Raw genomic sequence first — 14,436 nt, forward strand, 5'->3', positions numbered from 1 at the left:
ACATCCCCAAGGCCGCCTTGGTCCCGCACCCCCCGGCCGCCCCCCCGCCGCCACACATGCACAACCACCCCCCAAACCCCCACAAGAACGCCGCCCCCCGGGGGGGGGGCCGCCCCCCCCCCCCCCCCACCACCGGCGCTTTGCAGTGATGCAGTGATCAGCGGCCCGCTCCCCCGGGCCGTGCCCCGGTGGGCGCGGGAGCCCCAGAACCGCGAGGAATAAGACCATGACCGTGGACTCCCAGGGGACGGCGAGCGCCGCTCCTCAGGACGCGCCCGGAAGGGCGGCAGGGAAGTCTCTGACTCCGCCACCCCTTTCCGGCCCGAAGGAAGTCCTTCAGCCTTCGCGCGGCAGGCGCTCCCTGCCCAGCGGGCTGCTGCCGTACCTGCTCGTCGCCCCGGCCCTGCTGTCCATGGCGGTGCTGCTGCTCTACCCGCTGATCCGCAATGTGATCCTCTCCTTCCAGCAGCTCAACCGGAAAGAGTTCATCACCCGCGAGACCGTCTGGACCGGCTTCGACAACTACACCGAGCTCCTCGGTGACCCGGATTTCTGGACCGTCGTCGTCCGAAGCATCGTCTTCACAGCGGTCAACGTCTTCATCATCATGGCGATCGGCACGGGCATCGGCCTGCTGCTCAACCGCCTCGGCAAGAAGATGCGACTGGTCCTCTCGCTGGCCCTGATGTTCGCCTGGGCCATGCCGATCGTCGCCTCCGTCACGGTCTTCCGCTGGCTCTTCGACGAGCAGTTCGGCGTCGTGAACTGGCTGATGCGCTCGCTGGGCTTCGCCGGCTACGAGCAGCACAACTGGTTCGAGACCGGCTTCTCCACCCTCGTCATCATCCTGATCCTGCTCGTCTGGGGCTCCATCCCCTTCGTCGCCCTCAACATGTACGCCGCCCTGACGACCGTCGGGACCGAGCTGTACGAGGCCGCGAAGATGGACGGCGCCAGCGGCTGGCGCACCTTCTGGGCCGTGGTCTTCCCGAACCTCAAGTCCTTCTTCATGATCACGACGTTCCTGGAGATCATCTGGATCTTCAAGGCGTTCGCCCAGGTCTACGCCATGAACCTGGGCGGCCCCGACCGCGGCTCCGAGACGCTTCCGGTCTTCGCCTACATCGAGGGCGTCGGCCAGTTCCACTACGGTGTCGCCGCGGCCATCTCCATCCTGACGATCGTGATGCTCATCGCGGTCATGTCCTTCTACTTCCGCCTGATCCTGAAGCAGGAGGAGGAGCTGTGAGCACCACCACCCAGACTCCGCAGAAGCTGCGCACCAGGAAGCCACTCACGGTCGGCGTGGTCGCGAAGAACCTCACCGCGCTCGTCCTCGCGGTCGTGTTCGTCTTCCCCGTGTACTGGATGTTCTCGTCCTCGCTGAAGCCGCAGCACGAGATCATGACGAAGGACCCCGTCTTCTTCTTCACCCCGACGTTCGAGAACTACACGACCGCCACCGGCGTCGACCTGTTCTGGACGTACGTCACCAACAGCCTCATGGTCACCATCGGTGCCGTGGTGCTCGCCCTCCTCGTCGCACTGGCCGCGAGCTTCGCGATCGCCCGCATGAGGTTCAAGGGGCGCAAGGGCATCGTCCTCATCGTGATGATGGCGCAGATGGCCCCCTGGGAGGTCATGGTCATCGCGATGTACATGATCTCCCGTGAGAACGACATGCTGAACAGCATCCCGATGCTCACGCTCGTCTACTTCGTCATGGTCCTCCCCTTCACGATCTGGACCCTGCGCGGCTTCATCGCCGCCGTCCCGGTCGAGCTGGAGGAAGCCGCGCAGATCGACGGCTGCACCCGGGGCCAGGCCTTCCGCAAGGTGATCTTCCCGCTGCTCGCCCCCGGCCTGATGTCGACCTCGCTCTTCGGCTTCATCACCGCCTGGAACGAGTTCGCCATGATCCTCATGCTGAACAAGGACAAGGAGTCGCAGACCCTGACGCTCTGGCTCACCCAGTTCCAGACGGCGTTCGGCAGCGACTGGGGCGCCACCATGGCCGCCTCCACGCTCTTCGCACTCCCCGTGCTCATCGTTTTCCTCTTCCTCCAGCGCAAGGCCGTCGGCGGCATGACCGCCGGCGCGGTGAAGGGATAAGGGCTCCTCATGACCACACTCGTACACGCCACGGACACCCTGACCCGTGACGCGCTCACGGTGCTCCAGCCGGGCTTCGTCGGCACCACCGCACCCGACTGGCTGCTCCGCCGCATCGGCGAGGGACTGTCCTCGGTCGGTCTGTTCGGCCGGAACATCGTCAGCCCCGAGCAGCTCGCCGCGCTCACCGCGCAGCTGAGGGCCGAGCGGGACGACGTCCTCGTCGCCATCGACGAGGAGGGCGGCGACGTCACCCGCCTCGAGGTCAAGCAGGGGTCGTCCTTCCCCGGCAACTACGCGCTGGGCAGCGTCGACGACGTCGAGCTCACCCGGGCCGTGGCCCGCGAGCTCGGCCGCCGGCTCGCCGCCTGCGGAGTCGACCTCAACTGGGCGCCCTCCGCCGACGTCAACTCCAACGCCGAGAACCCGGTCATCGGCGTCCGTTCCTTCGGGCCGGACCCGGACCTGGTCGCCCGGCACACCGTGGCGTACGTCGACGGCCTCCAGGGCGTCGGGGTCGCGGCCTGCACCAAGCACTTCCCCGGACACGGCGACACCAACGTGGACTCCCACGACGCGCTGCCCCGGATCGATGTGGACCTCGCCACACTGCACGCCCGTGAGCTGGTACCTTTCCGCGCCGCCGTCGCCGCGGGTACCAAAGCCGTCATGAGCGCGCATATCCTGCTCTCCGCGCTCGACCCGCACCGCCCGGCCACCCTGAGCCCGCAGATCCTCACCGGTCTGCTCCGTCAGGAACTGGGCTTCGAGGGGCTGATCGTCACCGACGGCATGGAGATGCAGGCCGTCGCGGCGACGTACGGCATCGAGCGCGGATCCGTCCTCGCCATCGCCGCGGGCGCCGACGCCATCTGCGTCGGCGGGGGGCTGTGCGACGAGGACACCGTGCTGCAGCTGCGCGACGCGCTGGTGAACGCGGTACGGACCGGTGAACTGCCCGAGGAGCGGCTGGCCGACGCCGCGGCGCGCGTGCGCGCCCTGGCGTCCTGGACTCAGGCGCACCGGGCCAGGGGGGCTGGATCGGTGCCGGGCGCGGCAGTGCAGGAGGGGACCGCGCCCGGCGCCGAGATCGGACTCGTGGCCGCCCGACGGGCCCTGAAGGTGACCCGGGGGGAGCGGCCGTACACCCCGATGACCAGCGCTCCCTACGTGGCCTCCTTCACCCCCGTCGCGAACTTCGCGGTCGGCGACGAGACCCCCTGGGGCATCGCCGCCGAGCTGGAGCGGCTGCTGCCCGGCACGGAGACCGGCTCGTACGCCGACTCGTCCGTGGACGCCGTCCTCGCGGCGGCGGGGGAGCGGCGGGTCGTGGCGGTCGTCCGCGACGTCCACCGGCACCCGTGGATGATCGAGGCCCTGGACGCCCTGATCGCCGCCCGCCCGGACACGGTCGTGGTCGAGATGGGCCTCAACGAGGCGGAGCCCCGTGGGGCCCTGCACATCGCCACGCACGGCGCTGCCCGGGTCTGCGGCCGTGCGGCCGCCGAGGCCGTCGCCGGAACCGGCGCCTGACCGCCGCCTCCGGCACCCGTACGCGAAGGCCTGAACGAAGGCCTTGAACGAAGGCCGTACGCGAAGGCCGTAGCGAAGGCCGTAGACGAAGGGGCCCGGCACCTGAACAGGTGCCGGGCCCCTTCGCTGTCCTGCGGAGAACAGGGCGGTCAGATGCCCTGCCAGGCGGGCTTGTTCGCGAAGGTGTGACGGAAGTAGTCCGCGAGCTTCAGCTTGGAGGCGGCGGCCTCGTCCACCACGACCGTGGCGTGCGGGTGCAGCTGGAGCGCGGAGGCCGGCACCAGCGCCGCGACCGGGCCCTCGACGGTCTGCGCGACGGCCTCGGCCTTGCCCTCGCCGGTGGCGAGCAGCACCAGGTGACGGGCCTCCAGGATGGTGCCGATGCCCTGGGTGATGACGTGGTGCGGCACCTGCTCGATGTCGTTGTCGAAGAAGCGGGCGTTGTCCACGCGGGTCTGCTCGGTGAGCGTCTTGATCCGGGTGCGGGAGGCGAGCGAGGAGCACGGCTCGTTGAAGCCGATGTGCCCGTCGGTACCGATGCCGAGGATCTGCAGGTCCACGCCACCGGCCTCGGTCAGCGCCTTGTCGTACGCCTCACAGGCCGCCAGGACGTCCTCTGCGGAGCCGTCGGGGCCGAGGAAGGCCTCCTGGGAGAGCCCGAGCGGCTCGACGACCTGACGGAGCACGGTGGAGCGGTAGGACTCGGGGTGGCCCGCGGGCAGTCCGACGTACTCGTCCAGCTGGGCGATCCGGGCCCGGGAGGCGTCCACGGAGCCGGCCGAGACCTGGGCGAGCAGGGCGTCGTAGATGGGCAGCGGAGTCGAGCCCGTGGCCACGCCGAGCAGCGCGTCGGGCTTGCGGCGCAGGAGGTCGGCGATGCCGTCCGCGATGAGCTCGCCGCCCGCCTTGGCGTCCTTGACGATGACAACTTCCACGCTGTGCCTGCCGATCTGGTGAGGGGCTGGTGAAAAGCCATGTGGTATAGACCAATCAAAGCCAAATCTAGCAGAGGAGGCGCCTTCTCCTCATGCCGTTCCGCCCCCCGGACGCCCCCGTCGTCTCCATCGTCGGCCGCCCCTGTCCCCCCAGCCACTCGAACCCCCGGGGCCCTCGCCCGCTTCGGCGGTGCCGTGCTCCAGGGCATGTCCCGGCGGGCCCGTGACGGGGCGACGGCGGAGGAGCCGGCGGCTGTGGCCGCGACGGCGATGCGGGCCTGGCCCCCGGAGTGCTCGTGACGGGACCCCGGGTGGTCGCGCGATGAGGTTCCGGTGGGCCCGCGATGAGGCCCCGCCGGAGAGAATGACCCCGGAAACACCCGCGGGCCGCGGCGCCTGGCGGGACCCTCAGCCCGCCCGGCACCGCAGCCCGGAGTTTGCTCCGGCCGGGGGTGTGCGGTCCCTCGGCCGTGTGGGAGGTCTCGACGCAGTCAGGGCAGAGAGCGTCGGGTACCTCGTTCCATCCTCCTGTGCGGGGAGGATGGAGGCTCTGTTGCGTTCATTGTGGACTAGACCATTCTTGTCTGTCCATCCACAGGAGCGCGGTCCTTCCTGGCCCATCCTCCAGCACGGAGCGCCGGAGATCCAGGTTCACCGCCCCTTTATTCCGCGGGTACGCTCGCATCGTGCCCTCCATGAACGACCTCGTCCGCCAGCACACCGCCCTGAGCGACTCCGACCTCGAGTGGCTCCACCTGCTGGTGTCGGAGTGGCAGCTGCTCTCCGACCTCTCCTTCGCCGACCTCGTGCTCTGGGTCCCGACCCTCGACGGCACGCGGTACGTCTCCGTCGCCCAGATGCGGCCGAACACCGGCCCCACCTCCTACCAGGACGACATGATCGGTCACCTGGTGCCGCGAGGCCGCCGCCCGCTGCTCGACGCCGCGCTCGACGAGGGAAGGATCGTCCGCGAGGGCGACCCGGAATGGCGCGAGGAGGTCCCGGTACGGGTCGAGTCCATCCCCGTACGGCGTGAGGGCCGGGTCCTGGGCGTCATCGCCCGCAACACCAACCTGCTGACCGTCCGCACCCCCTCCCGGCTGGAGCTCACCTACCTCCAGTCGGCCTCCGACCTCGCCCAGATGATCGCGGCCGGGACCTTCCCCTTCCCCGGCGAGCAGGTCGACATGGACTCCTCGCCCCGCGCCGGCGACGGACTCGTCCGCCTGGACGCCGAGGGCATCGTCCAGTACGCCTCGCCCAACGCCCTCTCCGCGTACCACCGGCTCGGTCTCGCCGCCGACCTCGTCGGCCAGCACCTCGGCCAGATCACCGCCGAACTCGCCCCCTCCCGGGGCCCGGTGGACGAGGCCCTGGTCACGCTGGCCTCCGGCTACGCGCCGCGCGAGTTCGAGGTCGAGGGCAACGGCGGGGTGATCCAGCTGCGGGCGATCCCGCTCAAGCCCAAGGGCACCCGCATCGGCTCGCTCGTCCTGCTCCGGGACGTCACCGAACTGCGTCGCCGCGAGCGCGAGTTGATCACCAAGGACGCCACCATCCGGGAGATCCACCACCGGGTGAAGAACAACCTCCAGACCGTGGCCGCCCTGTTGCGCCTCCAGGCCCGCCGGATGGACTCCGACCGGGGCCGCGAGGCCCTCAACGAGGCGGTGCGGCGCGTCGGTTCGATCGCCATCGTCCATGAGACGCTGTCCCAGAATCTGGACGAGCGGGTGGAGTTCGACGAGATCGCCGACCGGGTGATCGCGATGGTCGCCGAGATCTCCCCGGGCCGGGTCACCTGCCGGCGCAACGGCCGCTTCGGCATTCTCGACGCCGAGGTCGCGACCCCGCTCTCCATGGTCCTCACCGAGGTCCTGCAGAACGCCCTGGAGCACGCGTTCGCCCCGGGCGACGAGGGCACCGTCGAGGTCACCGCCGTGCGCGGCGAGCCCAGGGCCGACGCCCGCCTTCTGATCACGGTCCAGGACGACGGCTGCGGACTGCCCGAGGGATTCGACCCGCAGCGGGCCGGCAACCTCGGTCTCCAGATCGTACGGACCCTGGTGGAAGGGGAGTTGGGCGGATCCTTCGACATGCTGCCGGGCGCCGGGCGCGGCACGAAGGTGGTCCTCGACATTCCCGTGCAGCCGCTGAAGTAGCCTCCTGCGCGCGCTCCTTCGTGAGGGGGAGCGGACGGCAGCGAGCCCCGGACCGAAAGGAGATCGGTCCGGGGCTCGAATGCTGTGGGTTACTGCTGCGCGCTGCGGCTCAAGGGCGGTGATTGCATACGCGATGTATGCGCCGCCGGCCTCAGGCTGTCGGTGGGCGTCAGGCGCTGGCGTTACGCGCCCGGTTGCGAGCGGCACGGCGCTTCATTGCGCGGCGCTCGTCCTCGCTGAGGCCACCCCAGACGCCGGAGTCCTGGCCGGACTCGAGCGCCCACTGCAGGCACTGCTCCATGACGGGGCAGCGGCGGCAGACGGCCTTGGCTTCCTCGATCTGCAGCAGCGCAGGACCGGTGTTGCCGATGGGGAAGAACAGCTCGGGGTCTTCCTCACGACAAACGGCGTTGTGACGCCAGTCCATGGCTGCTACCTCTCTAGGGTGTTACAAGCTGGTTGCTTGTGAATGTGAACGCTTTCACGAATCCCCCCGCAAGGGAAGGGCCGACTGCCAGATGAACTGGTGTGGTCCTAAGACTGAGGAGGGGTTCTGGCTCTCAGTGGAGGCCGGTGTTGCGGGCCGTCCCGATCGCCAAGAAGAGACTCCCAAACCCCAGCAACGGATACAACCCCTTCCGGAAAGTTTTTTTTGATTCCTCGGTGTCGGCTAGGTCACAGCCGTACTTCTAAGGGGTGGATGCGCGTCTAAACGTTCGAGTGAAAGGACTTTGGGCCCTTCCACTCACACAATCACACGCAGTGCACGGCGTACGCCTGTGAACGTCACGCTTGTACGCAGTCCGAGGTGGTCTCCGTCCATCTGAAGGGGGAGGGGGACCTTCGAATGCAAGGTGAAGTCGGTCAGGTCGTGCAGAGTTACCGCGTGCTTGCCGCGAGGGCCCCGTTCCGGGGTCGAAGTGAGCAGCTGAGTGGCGTACCGGGCCACCGCCGGAGTGGAGAGACGACGCAGTCCGAGTACGTCGAGCGCTGTTTCGAAGGAAGCCTCCGGAGACGCGTACACCGGACGATTGCCCAGGTAGGTCCAGGGGGAGGTGTTGCAGATTATGGAGAGGACCAGGTCCTCGACCGGCTCGGCGCCGGGGCGCTCCAGGGTGATCGTGCCGTGCCGGCGGTGCGGTTCCTCCAGGAACTGGCGCACCACCTGGCGCAGATAAAGAGCGTGTGTGGATCTCTTCCCGCGCTCCCGCTGCTGTTCGACCCGGCCGATGACGCTCGCGTCGAAACCGAGACCGGCGCAGAAGGTGAACCAGCGCGACGGCACCGACTCGTCGTCCGTGCCCGGCGTCCCGGAGGCGAGACCGAGGCTCACTGTGCGTGCCCGCCGCTCACGCAACGCGTCGAGCAGGGCGCCGGTCGCCTCCACGGCGTCGTTCGGCAGTCCGAGGGCACGGGCGAAGACGTTCGTCGAACCGCCGGGGACGACCGCGAGGCCCGGAAGCCGGTCCGGATCGGGCCCGTCGTGCAGTAGTCCGTTGACGACCTCGTTCACCGTGCCGTCGCCGCCGAGGGCCACGACGAGGTCGATGTTCCCGGAGTCCGCGGCGCGCCGCCCCAGGTCCCGCGCGTGCCCGCGGTACTCGGTGGTGACCGCCTCCAGCTTCATCTCGCTCGCGAGCGCGTGGATGAGCACGTCACGGGTGCGGGCACTGGTGGTGGTGGCTGCCGGGTTGACCACGAGAAGTGCGCGCATGAGCGCCAGGGTACCTACCCGGCGGTACCGGGCCCAGTCCAGCCCGATCCCTGGACGGGGTCGCCCGGCTTCGGCCGCCCCGCCGCACCCCCGTTACCCTGCCCTCTATGAGCAGTACGGAGCAGACCCCCCGTCCCGCCCGTCTCGCCGCCGCGGCGGCGGTGGCCGGTATCGAGGCCCTCGGACTCGTCGCCGGGGGTGTGTACATGCTGGTGAGTTCCCTGACCGGGACGTCCGGCGACCTCACCGGAGCCGTCACCGGCGCCGTGACGCTCGTCGCACTCGGGATGATCCCGCTCGCCGCCGCCCGCGGTCTGTGGCTGCGCCGCTCCTGGAGCCGCGGCCCCGCCGTGATCACCCAGATCCTCGCCCTGCCGGTCGCCTGGCAGCTGCTCCAGGCGAACAGCGTGATGATCCCGGCCGGTGTCGTCCTCGGCGCCCTGGCCGTCGCCGGGCTCGTCCTCCTGGTGAACCCGGCCACGACCGAGGCGCTCGGCATCCGGCGCCCCGGCCAGGACACCCCCTAGCGCGCCTACTCCTCCACCAGGAGCTTCTCCCGCAGCTGGGCGAGGGTCCGGGCGAGCAGCCGGGAGACGTGCATCTGCGAGATGCCCACCTCCTGCGCGATCTGCGACTGGGTCATGTTCCCGAAGAAGCGCAGCAGCAGGATCCGCTTCTCGCGGGGCGGCAGGTCCTCCAGGAGCGGCTTGAGCGACTCGCGGTACTCGACCCCCTCGAGGGCCTCGTCCTCCGCGCCGAGCGTGTCCGCCACCGCCGGCGACTCGTCGTCCGTGTCGGGGACGTCCAGGGAGAGCGTCGAGTAGGCGTTCGCCGACTCCAGACCCTCCAGGACCTCCTCCTCCGAGATCCCGAGCCGCTCGGCCAGCTCGTGCACCGTCGGCGAGCGGCCGTGCTGCTGGGAGAGCTCGGCCGTCGCCGTGGTCAGCGAGAGCCGCAGCTCCTGGAGCCGGCGCGGCACGCGGACCGCCCACCCCTTGTCGCGGAAGTGGCGCTTGATCTCACCGACGACCGTGGGGGTCGCGTACGTCGAGAACTCGACGCCGCGCTCCGGGTCGAACCGGTCCACCGACTTGATCAGGCCGATCGTCGCCACCTGTGTCAGGTCGTCCAGCGGCTCGCCGCGGTTGCGGAAGCGGCGGGCCAGGTGCTCGACCAGCGGCAGGTGCATCCGCACCAGCCGGTTGCGCAGCTCCGCCTTCTCCGGGGAGCCGTCGGGGAGCTCACGCAGCGTGACGAAGAGGGCTCGGGCGGCGCTCCGGTCGTGCGGATCCGGGGTGGTGCGGGCGGCGTCCGGGGCCTCGTCGGCCTCGTCGTCCCCCGGTTTCCCCGCCTCCGCGGCGGTTCCGTCCGTCCCGTCCGCCCCGGCGTCCGCCGGTGCGTCCGCCCCGGAGACCACGGGATCCCCGACCCCGGGGATCCCGGAGGAAGCCGTGGCGGAGGAGCCCTCCGCACTCGCGGGGCCCCCGGGGGCCTCGGAGACACCCGGCGTCTCGGGAACCTCGTGGTGCTGCTCGTGCTCGCTCATCTGGTCCGCCTGCTCCGTAGCGACCTCATACGGCCGTGCCTGCTGCTCAGGGATGCCGGCCGTCGCGTCCCCGCGCCTCACGCGGGGCCTGGCCCCGCGCCGCGCTGTTTGTACAGGCTGATCGAGACCGTACGGTCGTCGGCCACCGACGATTCGACCTTCCCGGCCAGCGCGGACAGCACCGTCCAGGCGAAGGTGTCCCGCTCGGGCGCCCGGCCGTCCGTGGTCGGGGCGGAGACGGTCACGTCGAGGGAGTCGTCGACCAGCCGGAAGACACAGCTGAGGACGGACCCCGGCACGGCCTGCTGGAGCAGGATGGCGCAGGCCTCGTCGACCGCGATCCGCAAGTCCTCGATCTCGTCGAGGGTGAAGTCCAAGCGCGCCGCGAGGCCGGCCGTGGCCGTACGCAGCACGGACAGATAGGCACCCGCAGCGGGCAGCCGGACTTCCACGAAGTCCTGGGTCCCGGGCTCGCCTGCGATCTGGGACACCCTCACCTCCAAGGTGGCACAAGCTCATTCGGGGCTCGGAGGGAGAGGCCCCCGAACCGGGCGGTACGCAGGGGGCTGCGCAGTCCGCCGTGACGCTATCGCGATCCGTCCCGCCGTGTCGCCGTGAGCCTCCGCCCCCACCGGCCCCCCGGTCGCCGGTCGTCACCCATGGTAGGCCCATGGGTGCGGACGGTGTGCAGGGGTCTGCGGGGCCGAAAGCGAGCGACCGGCGGAGGGGTGACGTACCCAACCGAGGGGCGGGCGAATCGTCGGACGGCCGAATCCCCGGACGGTCGTACCGTCGGACGACCCGACAGGCCGACGGACCGGGTCCGTGAAACGGTCCGGCCGGGACCGTGGACCGGTCCGACGGCCCCGGCCCCGTGACTCAGACGATCGAGCCGTCCACGAAGCACCAGCGCCAGGCCTCGCCCGGTTCGAACGTCCGCATCACCGGATGCCCCGTCGTGGAGAAGTGCCCCGTCGCGTGCTGCCCCGCCGAGGAGTCGCAGCAGCCCACGTGCCCGCAGCTCAGACAGAGCCGCAACTGGACCGGGTGCGTGCCGTCCGCCAGGCACTCCGGGCAGGTGTCGGCCAGCGGCGCCGGTTCGGGGCGCGGCATTTCGGCAACGTGCGGGCACTCGCTCATGATGGCCAGGTTACGTTGCGGCACTGGACGGGGACGGGCATGGACGCACTGCAGCTGGTGGCACTGGTGGCGGCGAGCGCCGCGATCGCGGGCTTCGCCCGCAGGACACCGGTGCCCGCTCCGCTGCTCCTGGTCGCCGTGGGCCTCGCCGCCTCGTACGTCCCGGGGGTTCCGGACTACACCCTCGACCCGCACATCGTGCTGCCGCTGATCCTGCCCCCGCTCCTCTACACGGCCGCCGTCGACTCCTCGTACCTCGACCTGAGGGCCAACATCCGGCCCGTCGCCCTGCTCTCCGTCGGATACGTCCTCTTCGCCACCGTGGCCGTGGGCTGGCTCGCCTACGTCCTCGTCCCCGATCTGCCGCTCACCGCCGCGCTGGTGCTCGGCGCGGTGGTCGCCCCACCGGACGCGGTCGCCGCCACCGCCATCGCCCGCAAGCTCGGCCTGCCGAACCGGATCACCACGATCCTCCAGGGCGAGTCCCTGGTGAACGACGCCACCGCCATCACCGCGTACAAGGTCGCCCTCGCGGCGGCCGTCGGCGAGGGCATCAGCTGGGCGGGCGGCCTGGGGGAGTTCGCGCTCGCCTCCCTCGGCGGCATCGGAGTCGGCCTGGTCCTCATGGTGCCGATCCACTGGCTGCGCCGGGGCCTCGGCGACTCCCTCCTCCAGAACACGCTCTCCCTCCTCATCCCCTTCGTCGCCTACGCGGCGGCCGAGGAGGTCGGCGCCTCCGGAGTCCTCGCCGTCGTCGTGGTCGGTCTCTTCCTGGGGCACCGCGCCTGGCAGGTCGACTTCGCGACCCGGCTCCAGGAGGAGGCCGTCTGGAAGATGGTCGCCTTCGTCCTGGAGTCCGCCGTCTTCGCCCTGATCGGACTCCAGCTGCCGTACGTCGTCCAGGGCCTCGGGCAGTACGGCATAGGGGAGGCGATCGCGTACGCGGTCGGGGTCTTCGTCGCCGTGGTCGTGGTCCGGTTCGTCTGGGTCTACCCGGCGACCTTCCTGCCACGGCTCTCCGCCCGCGTCCGCGGCCGGGAGCAGGGGGTGGACTGGAAGGCGCCCCTCGTCGTCGGCTGGGCCGGTATGCGCGGGGTGGTCTCGCTCGCCATCGCCTTCTCCATCCCCGTCGTGACCGACGGGGTCGAGTTCCCGGCCCGCAACCTCGTCCTCTTCCTCACCTTCACCACCGTCATCGGCACCCTGGTCGTGCAGGGCCTCACCCTGCCGCCCCTCATCCGTCTCCTGAAGCTCCCGGGGCGGGACAGGTACGCCGAGACCCTGGCCGAGGCGCAGGCCCAGAGCGAGGCCTCACGGGCCGCGGAGGAACGCCTCGACGCACTCCTCGCCGATGAGCGCAACGCCCTCCCGCAGCCCCTCGCCGACCGTCTGCGCACAGTCCTCGAACGGCGCCGCAACGCCGTCTGGGAGCGGCTCGGCGCCGTCAACGAGGTCACCGGGGAGACCGCGGACGACACCTACCGGCGGCTCTCGCGCGAGATGATCGACGCCGAGCGCGAGGTCTTCGTGCGGCTGCGGGACGCACGGCGGATCGACGACGAGATGATGCGGACCCTGCTCCGCCGGCTCGACCTGGAGGAGGCCGCCGCCTACCGCGAGGAGACCGCCGGCTGAGACCCGTCAGGGGCGCCCGTCACCACCGCCACGAGCCGGGTACCCGCCGGGAACGCGCCCTCCTGCGCCAGGGTCGTCAGACCGTGGAGCATTTTGGCCACATACAGCCGCTCGATGGCGAGTCCGTGCCGCGCCTCGAAATCGCGTGCGAACTCCTCCAGATCCGGGGACACGCGCGCGTACCCACCGCCGTGGAAACGCTCGTCCAGCGTCCAGTCGCCGCGCGGCCCGCCGAACGCCGCCTCCTGGAGGGCGCGGACCTCGGCGCCCAGGAAGCCGCCCCTGAGGACCGGGAAGCCCACCACCCGCCGCCCGGGCGGGAGGCCGGCCGCGAGGCCCGCGAGGGTGCCGCCGGTGCCGCAGGCGACGGCGACCGCGTCCGCCGCCCCGGCGAGCTCGCGCCCCAGCTCCTCGCACCCCCGGACGGCGAGGACGTTGCTGCCGCCCTCAGGGACCACGTACGCGCCCGCGGGGGCCCGCTCCAGGAGCGCCGCGAGCGTGGCGGGGTCGTTCTTCGCGCGGTACGTGGCCCGGTCCACGAACTCCAGCCGCATCCCGTCCGCCGCGCACCGCGCGAGGGAGGGGTTGAGCGGGCGCCCGGCCAGCTCGTCGCCGCGCACGATCCCGACGGTGGGGAAGCCCAGCAGCCGGCCGGCGGCGGCCGTCGCCCGCAGATGGTTGGAGTACGCGCCGCCGAAGGTGAGCACGGGACGCCCGCCCGCCGCCTCCAGGTTGAGCGCGAGCTTGCGCCACTTGTTGCCGGGCAGGTCGGGGTGGATGAGGTCCTCGCGCTTGAGGAGCAGGGTGAGCCCGCGGCGGGCGAAGCGCTCGTCCTCCACCGGCTCCAGGGGGGACGGGAGCCGGGGTCGCAGACGGGAGAGGTCGAACGCGTTCACCCGGCCATTGTCCGTGCCTTCCGCGCGCCGGCGCGGGAGGCCTTCCGGTCGCCCCTCCGTGCGCGTCCGGCGCCTTCCGCGCGCGGTGGGCACCCGTCGCGCGCTCAGCGCAGGCGGTCGGCGATCCGCTCCCGCATCGAGGCCATGGTGAAGCCCCGCGGGTCCACCTTCCCCGGCTGCCACTCCCGGTGTCCGATGACCGAGCGGTGCGTCCAGCCGTGCACCCGGCACAGGGCGGCCGCCGCCTTCGCGATGGCCTCCAGCTGGACCTTCGGCCACGGGTCCTCGCCGTCGCCGAGGTTCTCGCACTCGAAGCCGTAGAAGTGCCGGTTGCCGTCCGTGGTGGCCTCGTCGTCCGGCGGCAGCCCCCGCTCGGCGATGACCGCCCTGAGCACCTCGTCGTCGCCGAGCCCCGCGTGGTTGGCGCGTCCGTAGCCGACGAGGTGGACCGTGCCGTCCTTGGCGATCACGCCGTGACAGAGCGGCCCCGGCAGGTTCTCGTAGCCGTTCCGGCAGATCCGGACGGTGTTCGCGGTGCCGCGGGTCACGGTGTGGTGGATCATCACGCCGTGCACCGGGCCCCAGGGCCCCTTGTGGTTGCGGTTGTGGGTGGACCAGTCGCCGACCTGGACGACCGCGAGGCCCTCCTCGCGCAGTGCGGCGAGGAATCTGCCCGCGGACATGGGGTGGGACATGACCGACTCCCTTCGGAGGACGGGATGAGCTCCCGGAGGACCGGCAGCTTCCGGAGTACCGGAACGTC

14 protein-coding genes are annotated in these 14,436 nt (G+C 70.9%); 6 read left to right on the forward strand and 8 right to left on the reverse strand.

Features of this window, described 5'->3' with window-relative positions; all coding sequences use genetic code 11:
* The first annotated feature begins 226 nt into the window (after window positions 1-226).
* Genes ACH4MY_RS13025 through ACH4MY_RS13035 form a run of 3 tightly spaced genes read left to right on the forward strand, consistent with a single transcriptional unit; the run spans window position 227 to window position 3,645 of the window.
* Window positions 227-1,249 carry a carbohydrate ABC transporter permease gene (locus ACH4MY_RS13025; protein ID WP_398001701.1) on the forward strand — a complete coding sequence of 341 codons (1,023 nt, stop codon included), beginning with the start codon at window positions 227-229 and terminating at the stop codon, window positions 1,247-1,249.
* Window positions 1,250-1,275: 26 nt separating this feature from the next.
* A complete protein-coding gene (locus ACH4MY_RS13030) occupies window positions 1,276-2,112 on the forward strand; it encodes a carbohydrate ABC transporter permease (protein WP_398002696.1) in 837 nt (278 codons plus the stop codon).
* A 9-nt stretch (window positions 2,113-2,121) separates the two neighbouring features.
* Window positions 2,122-3,645: a glycoside hydrolase family 3 protein gene (locus ACH4MY_RS13035; protein ID WP_398001703.1), complete on the forward strand. Its 1,524-nt coding sequence runs from the start codon at window positions 2,122-2,124 to the stop codon at window positions 3,643-3,645.
* 149 nt (window positions 3,646-3,794) lie between these two features.
* Here ACH4MY_RS13035 and nagB read toward each other — a convergent pair whose 3' ends face one another.
* Window positions 3,795-4,580, reverse strand: a complete 786-nt coding sequence (nagB, locus tag ACH4MY_RS13040) for a glucosamine-6-phosphate deaminase (protein ID WP_398001706.1) — start codon at window positions 4,578-4,580, stop codon at window positions 3,795-3,797.
* Between the two features lie 695 nt (window positions 4,581-5,275).
* Here nagB and ACH4MY_RS13045 point away from each other — a divergent pair.
* Complete coding sequence (locus ACH4MY_RS13045; protein WP_398002699.1) at window positions 5,276-6,742, forward strand: sensor histidine kinase; 1,467 nt, start codon at window positions 5,276-5,278, stop codon at window positions 6,740-6,742.
* Window positions 6,743-6,911: 169 nt separating this feature from the next.
* On the opposite strand, the gene ACH4MY_RS13050 is transcribed toward ACH4MY_RS13045, so the two are convergent.
* Together ACH4MY_RS13050 and ACH4MY_RS13055 are read right to left on the reverse strand one after the other, a co-directional pair.
* Window positions 6,912-7,169, reverse strand: a complete 258-nt coding sequence (locus ACH4MY_RS13050; protein WP_003953983.1) for a WhiB family transcriptional regulator — start codon at window positions 7,167-7,169, stop codon at window positions 6,912-6,914.
* 318 nt (window positions 7,170-7,487) lie between these two features.
* Window positions 7,488-8,456, reverse strand: a complete 969-nt coding sequence (locus ACH4MY_RS13055) for a diacylglycerol/lipid kinase family protein (protein ID WP_398001707.1) — start codon at window positions 8,454-8,456, stop codon at window positions 7,488-7,490.
* Window positions 8,457-8,563: 107 nt separating this feature from the next.
* On the opposite strand from ACH4MY_RS13055, the gene ACH4MY_RS13060 reads away from it, so the two are divergent.
* Window positions 8,564-8,983 carry a hypothetical protein gene (locus tag ACH4MY_RS13060; RefSeq protein WP_398001709.1) on the forward strand — a complete coding sequence of 140 codons (420 nt, stop codon included), beginning with the start codon at window positions 8,564-8,566 and terminating at the stop codon, window positions 8,981-8,983.
* A 5-nt stretch (window positions 8,984-8,988) separates the two neighbouring features.
* Here ACH4MY_RS13060 and ACH4MY_RS13065 read toward each other — a convergent pair whose 3' ends face one another.
* The 3 genes from ACH4MY_RS13065 to ACH4MY_RS13075 form a co-directional block, all read right to left on the reverse strand.
* Window positions 8,989-10,083 (reverse strand): RNA polymerase sigma factor SigF, encoded by a 1,095-nt coding sequence (locus tag ACH4MY_RS13065; protein ID WP_398001712.1) that lies wholly within the window; start codon window positions 10,081-10,083, stop codon window positions 8,989-8,991.
* Window positions 10,080-10,493 (reverse strand): anti-sigma regulatory factor, encoded by a 414-nt coding sequence (locus tag ACH4MY_RS13070; RefSeq protein ID WP_019889334.1) that lies wholly within the window; start codon window positions 10,491-10,493, stop codon window positions 10,080-10,082. Before ACH4MY_RS13070 ends, ACH4MY_RS13065 begins: the two co-directional genes overlap by 4 nt.
* A gap of 388 nt (window positions 10,494-10,881) precedes the next feature.
* Window positions 10,882-11,142 carry a UBP-type zinc finger domain-containing protein gene (locus ACH4MY_RS13075; RefSeq protein ID WP_327164144.1) on the reverse strand — a complete coding sequence of 87 codons (261 nt, stop codon included), beginning with the start codon at window positions 11,140-11,142 and terminating at the stop codon, window positions 10,882-10,884.
* 39 nt (window positions 11,143-11,181) lie between these two features.
* Here ACH4MY_RS13075 and ACH4MY_RS13080 point away from each other — a divergent pair, with 39 nt between their 5' ends.
* Window positions 11,182-12,777 (forward strand): Na+/H+ antiporter, encoded by a 1,596-nt coding sequence (locus tag ACH4MY_RS13080; RefSeq protein ID WP_398001716.1) that lies wholly within the window; start codon window positions 11,182-11,184, stop codon window positions 12,775-12,777.
* Here ACH4MY_RS13080 and ACH4MY_RS13085 read toward each other — a convergent pair.
* Window positions 12,753-13,673: a 1-aminocyclopropane-1-carboxylate deaminase/D-cysteine desulfhydrase gene (locus tag ACH4MY_RS13085; protein ID WP_398001718.1), complete on the reverse strand. Its 921-nt coding sequence runs from the start codon at window positions 13,671-13,673 to the stop codon at window positions 12,753-12,755. The two genes, ACH4MY_RS13080 and ACH4MY_RS13085, sit on opposite strands and share 25 nt — an antisense overlap.
* Before the next feature lie 104 nt (window positions 13,674-13,777).
* Complete coding sequence (locus ACH4MY_RS13090) at window positions 13,778-14,368, reverse strand: N-acetylmuramoyl-L-alanine amidase (RefSeq protein ID WP_398001720.1); 591 nt, start codon at window positions 14,366-14,368, stop codon at window positions 13,778-13,780.
* Between the last annotated feature and the right edge of the window lie 68 nt (window positions 14,369-14,436).

The organism is Streptomyces sp. NPDC017246, from assembly GCF_044331325.1.
GTDB lineage: Bacteria > Actinomycetota > Actinomycetes > Streptomycetales > Streptomycetaceae > Streptomyces.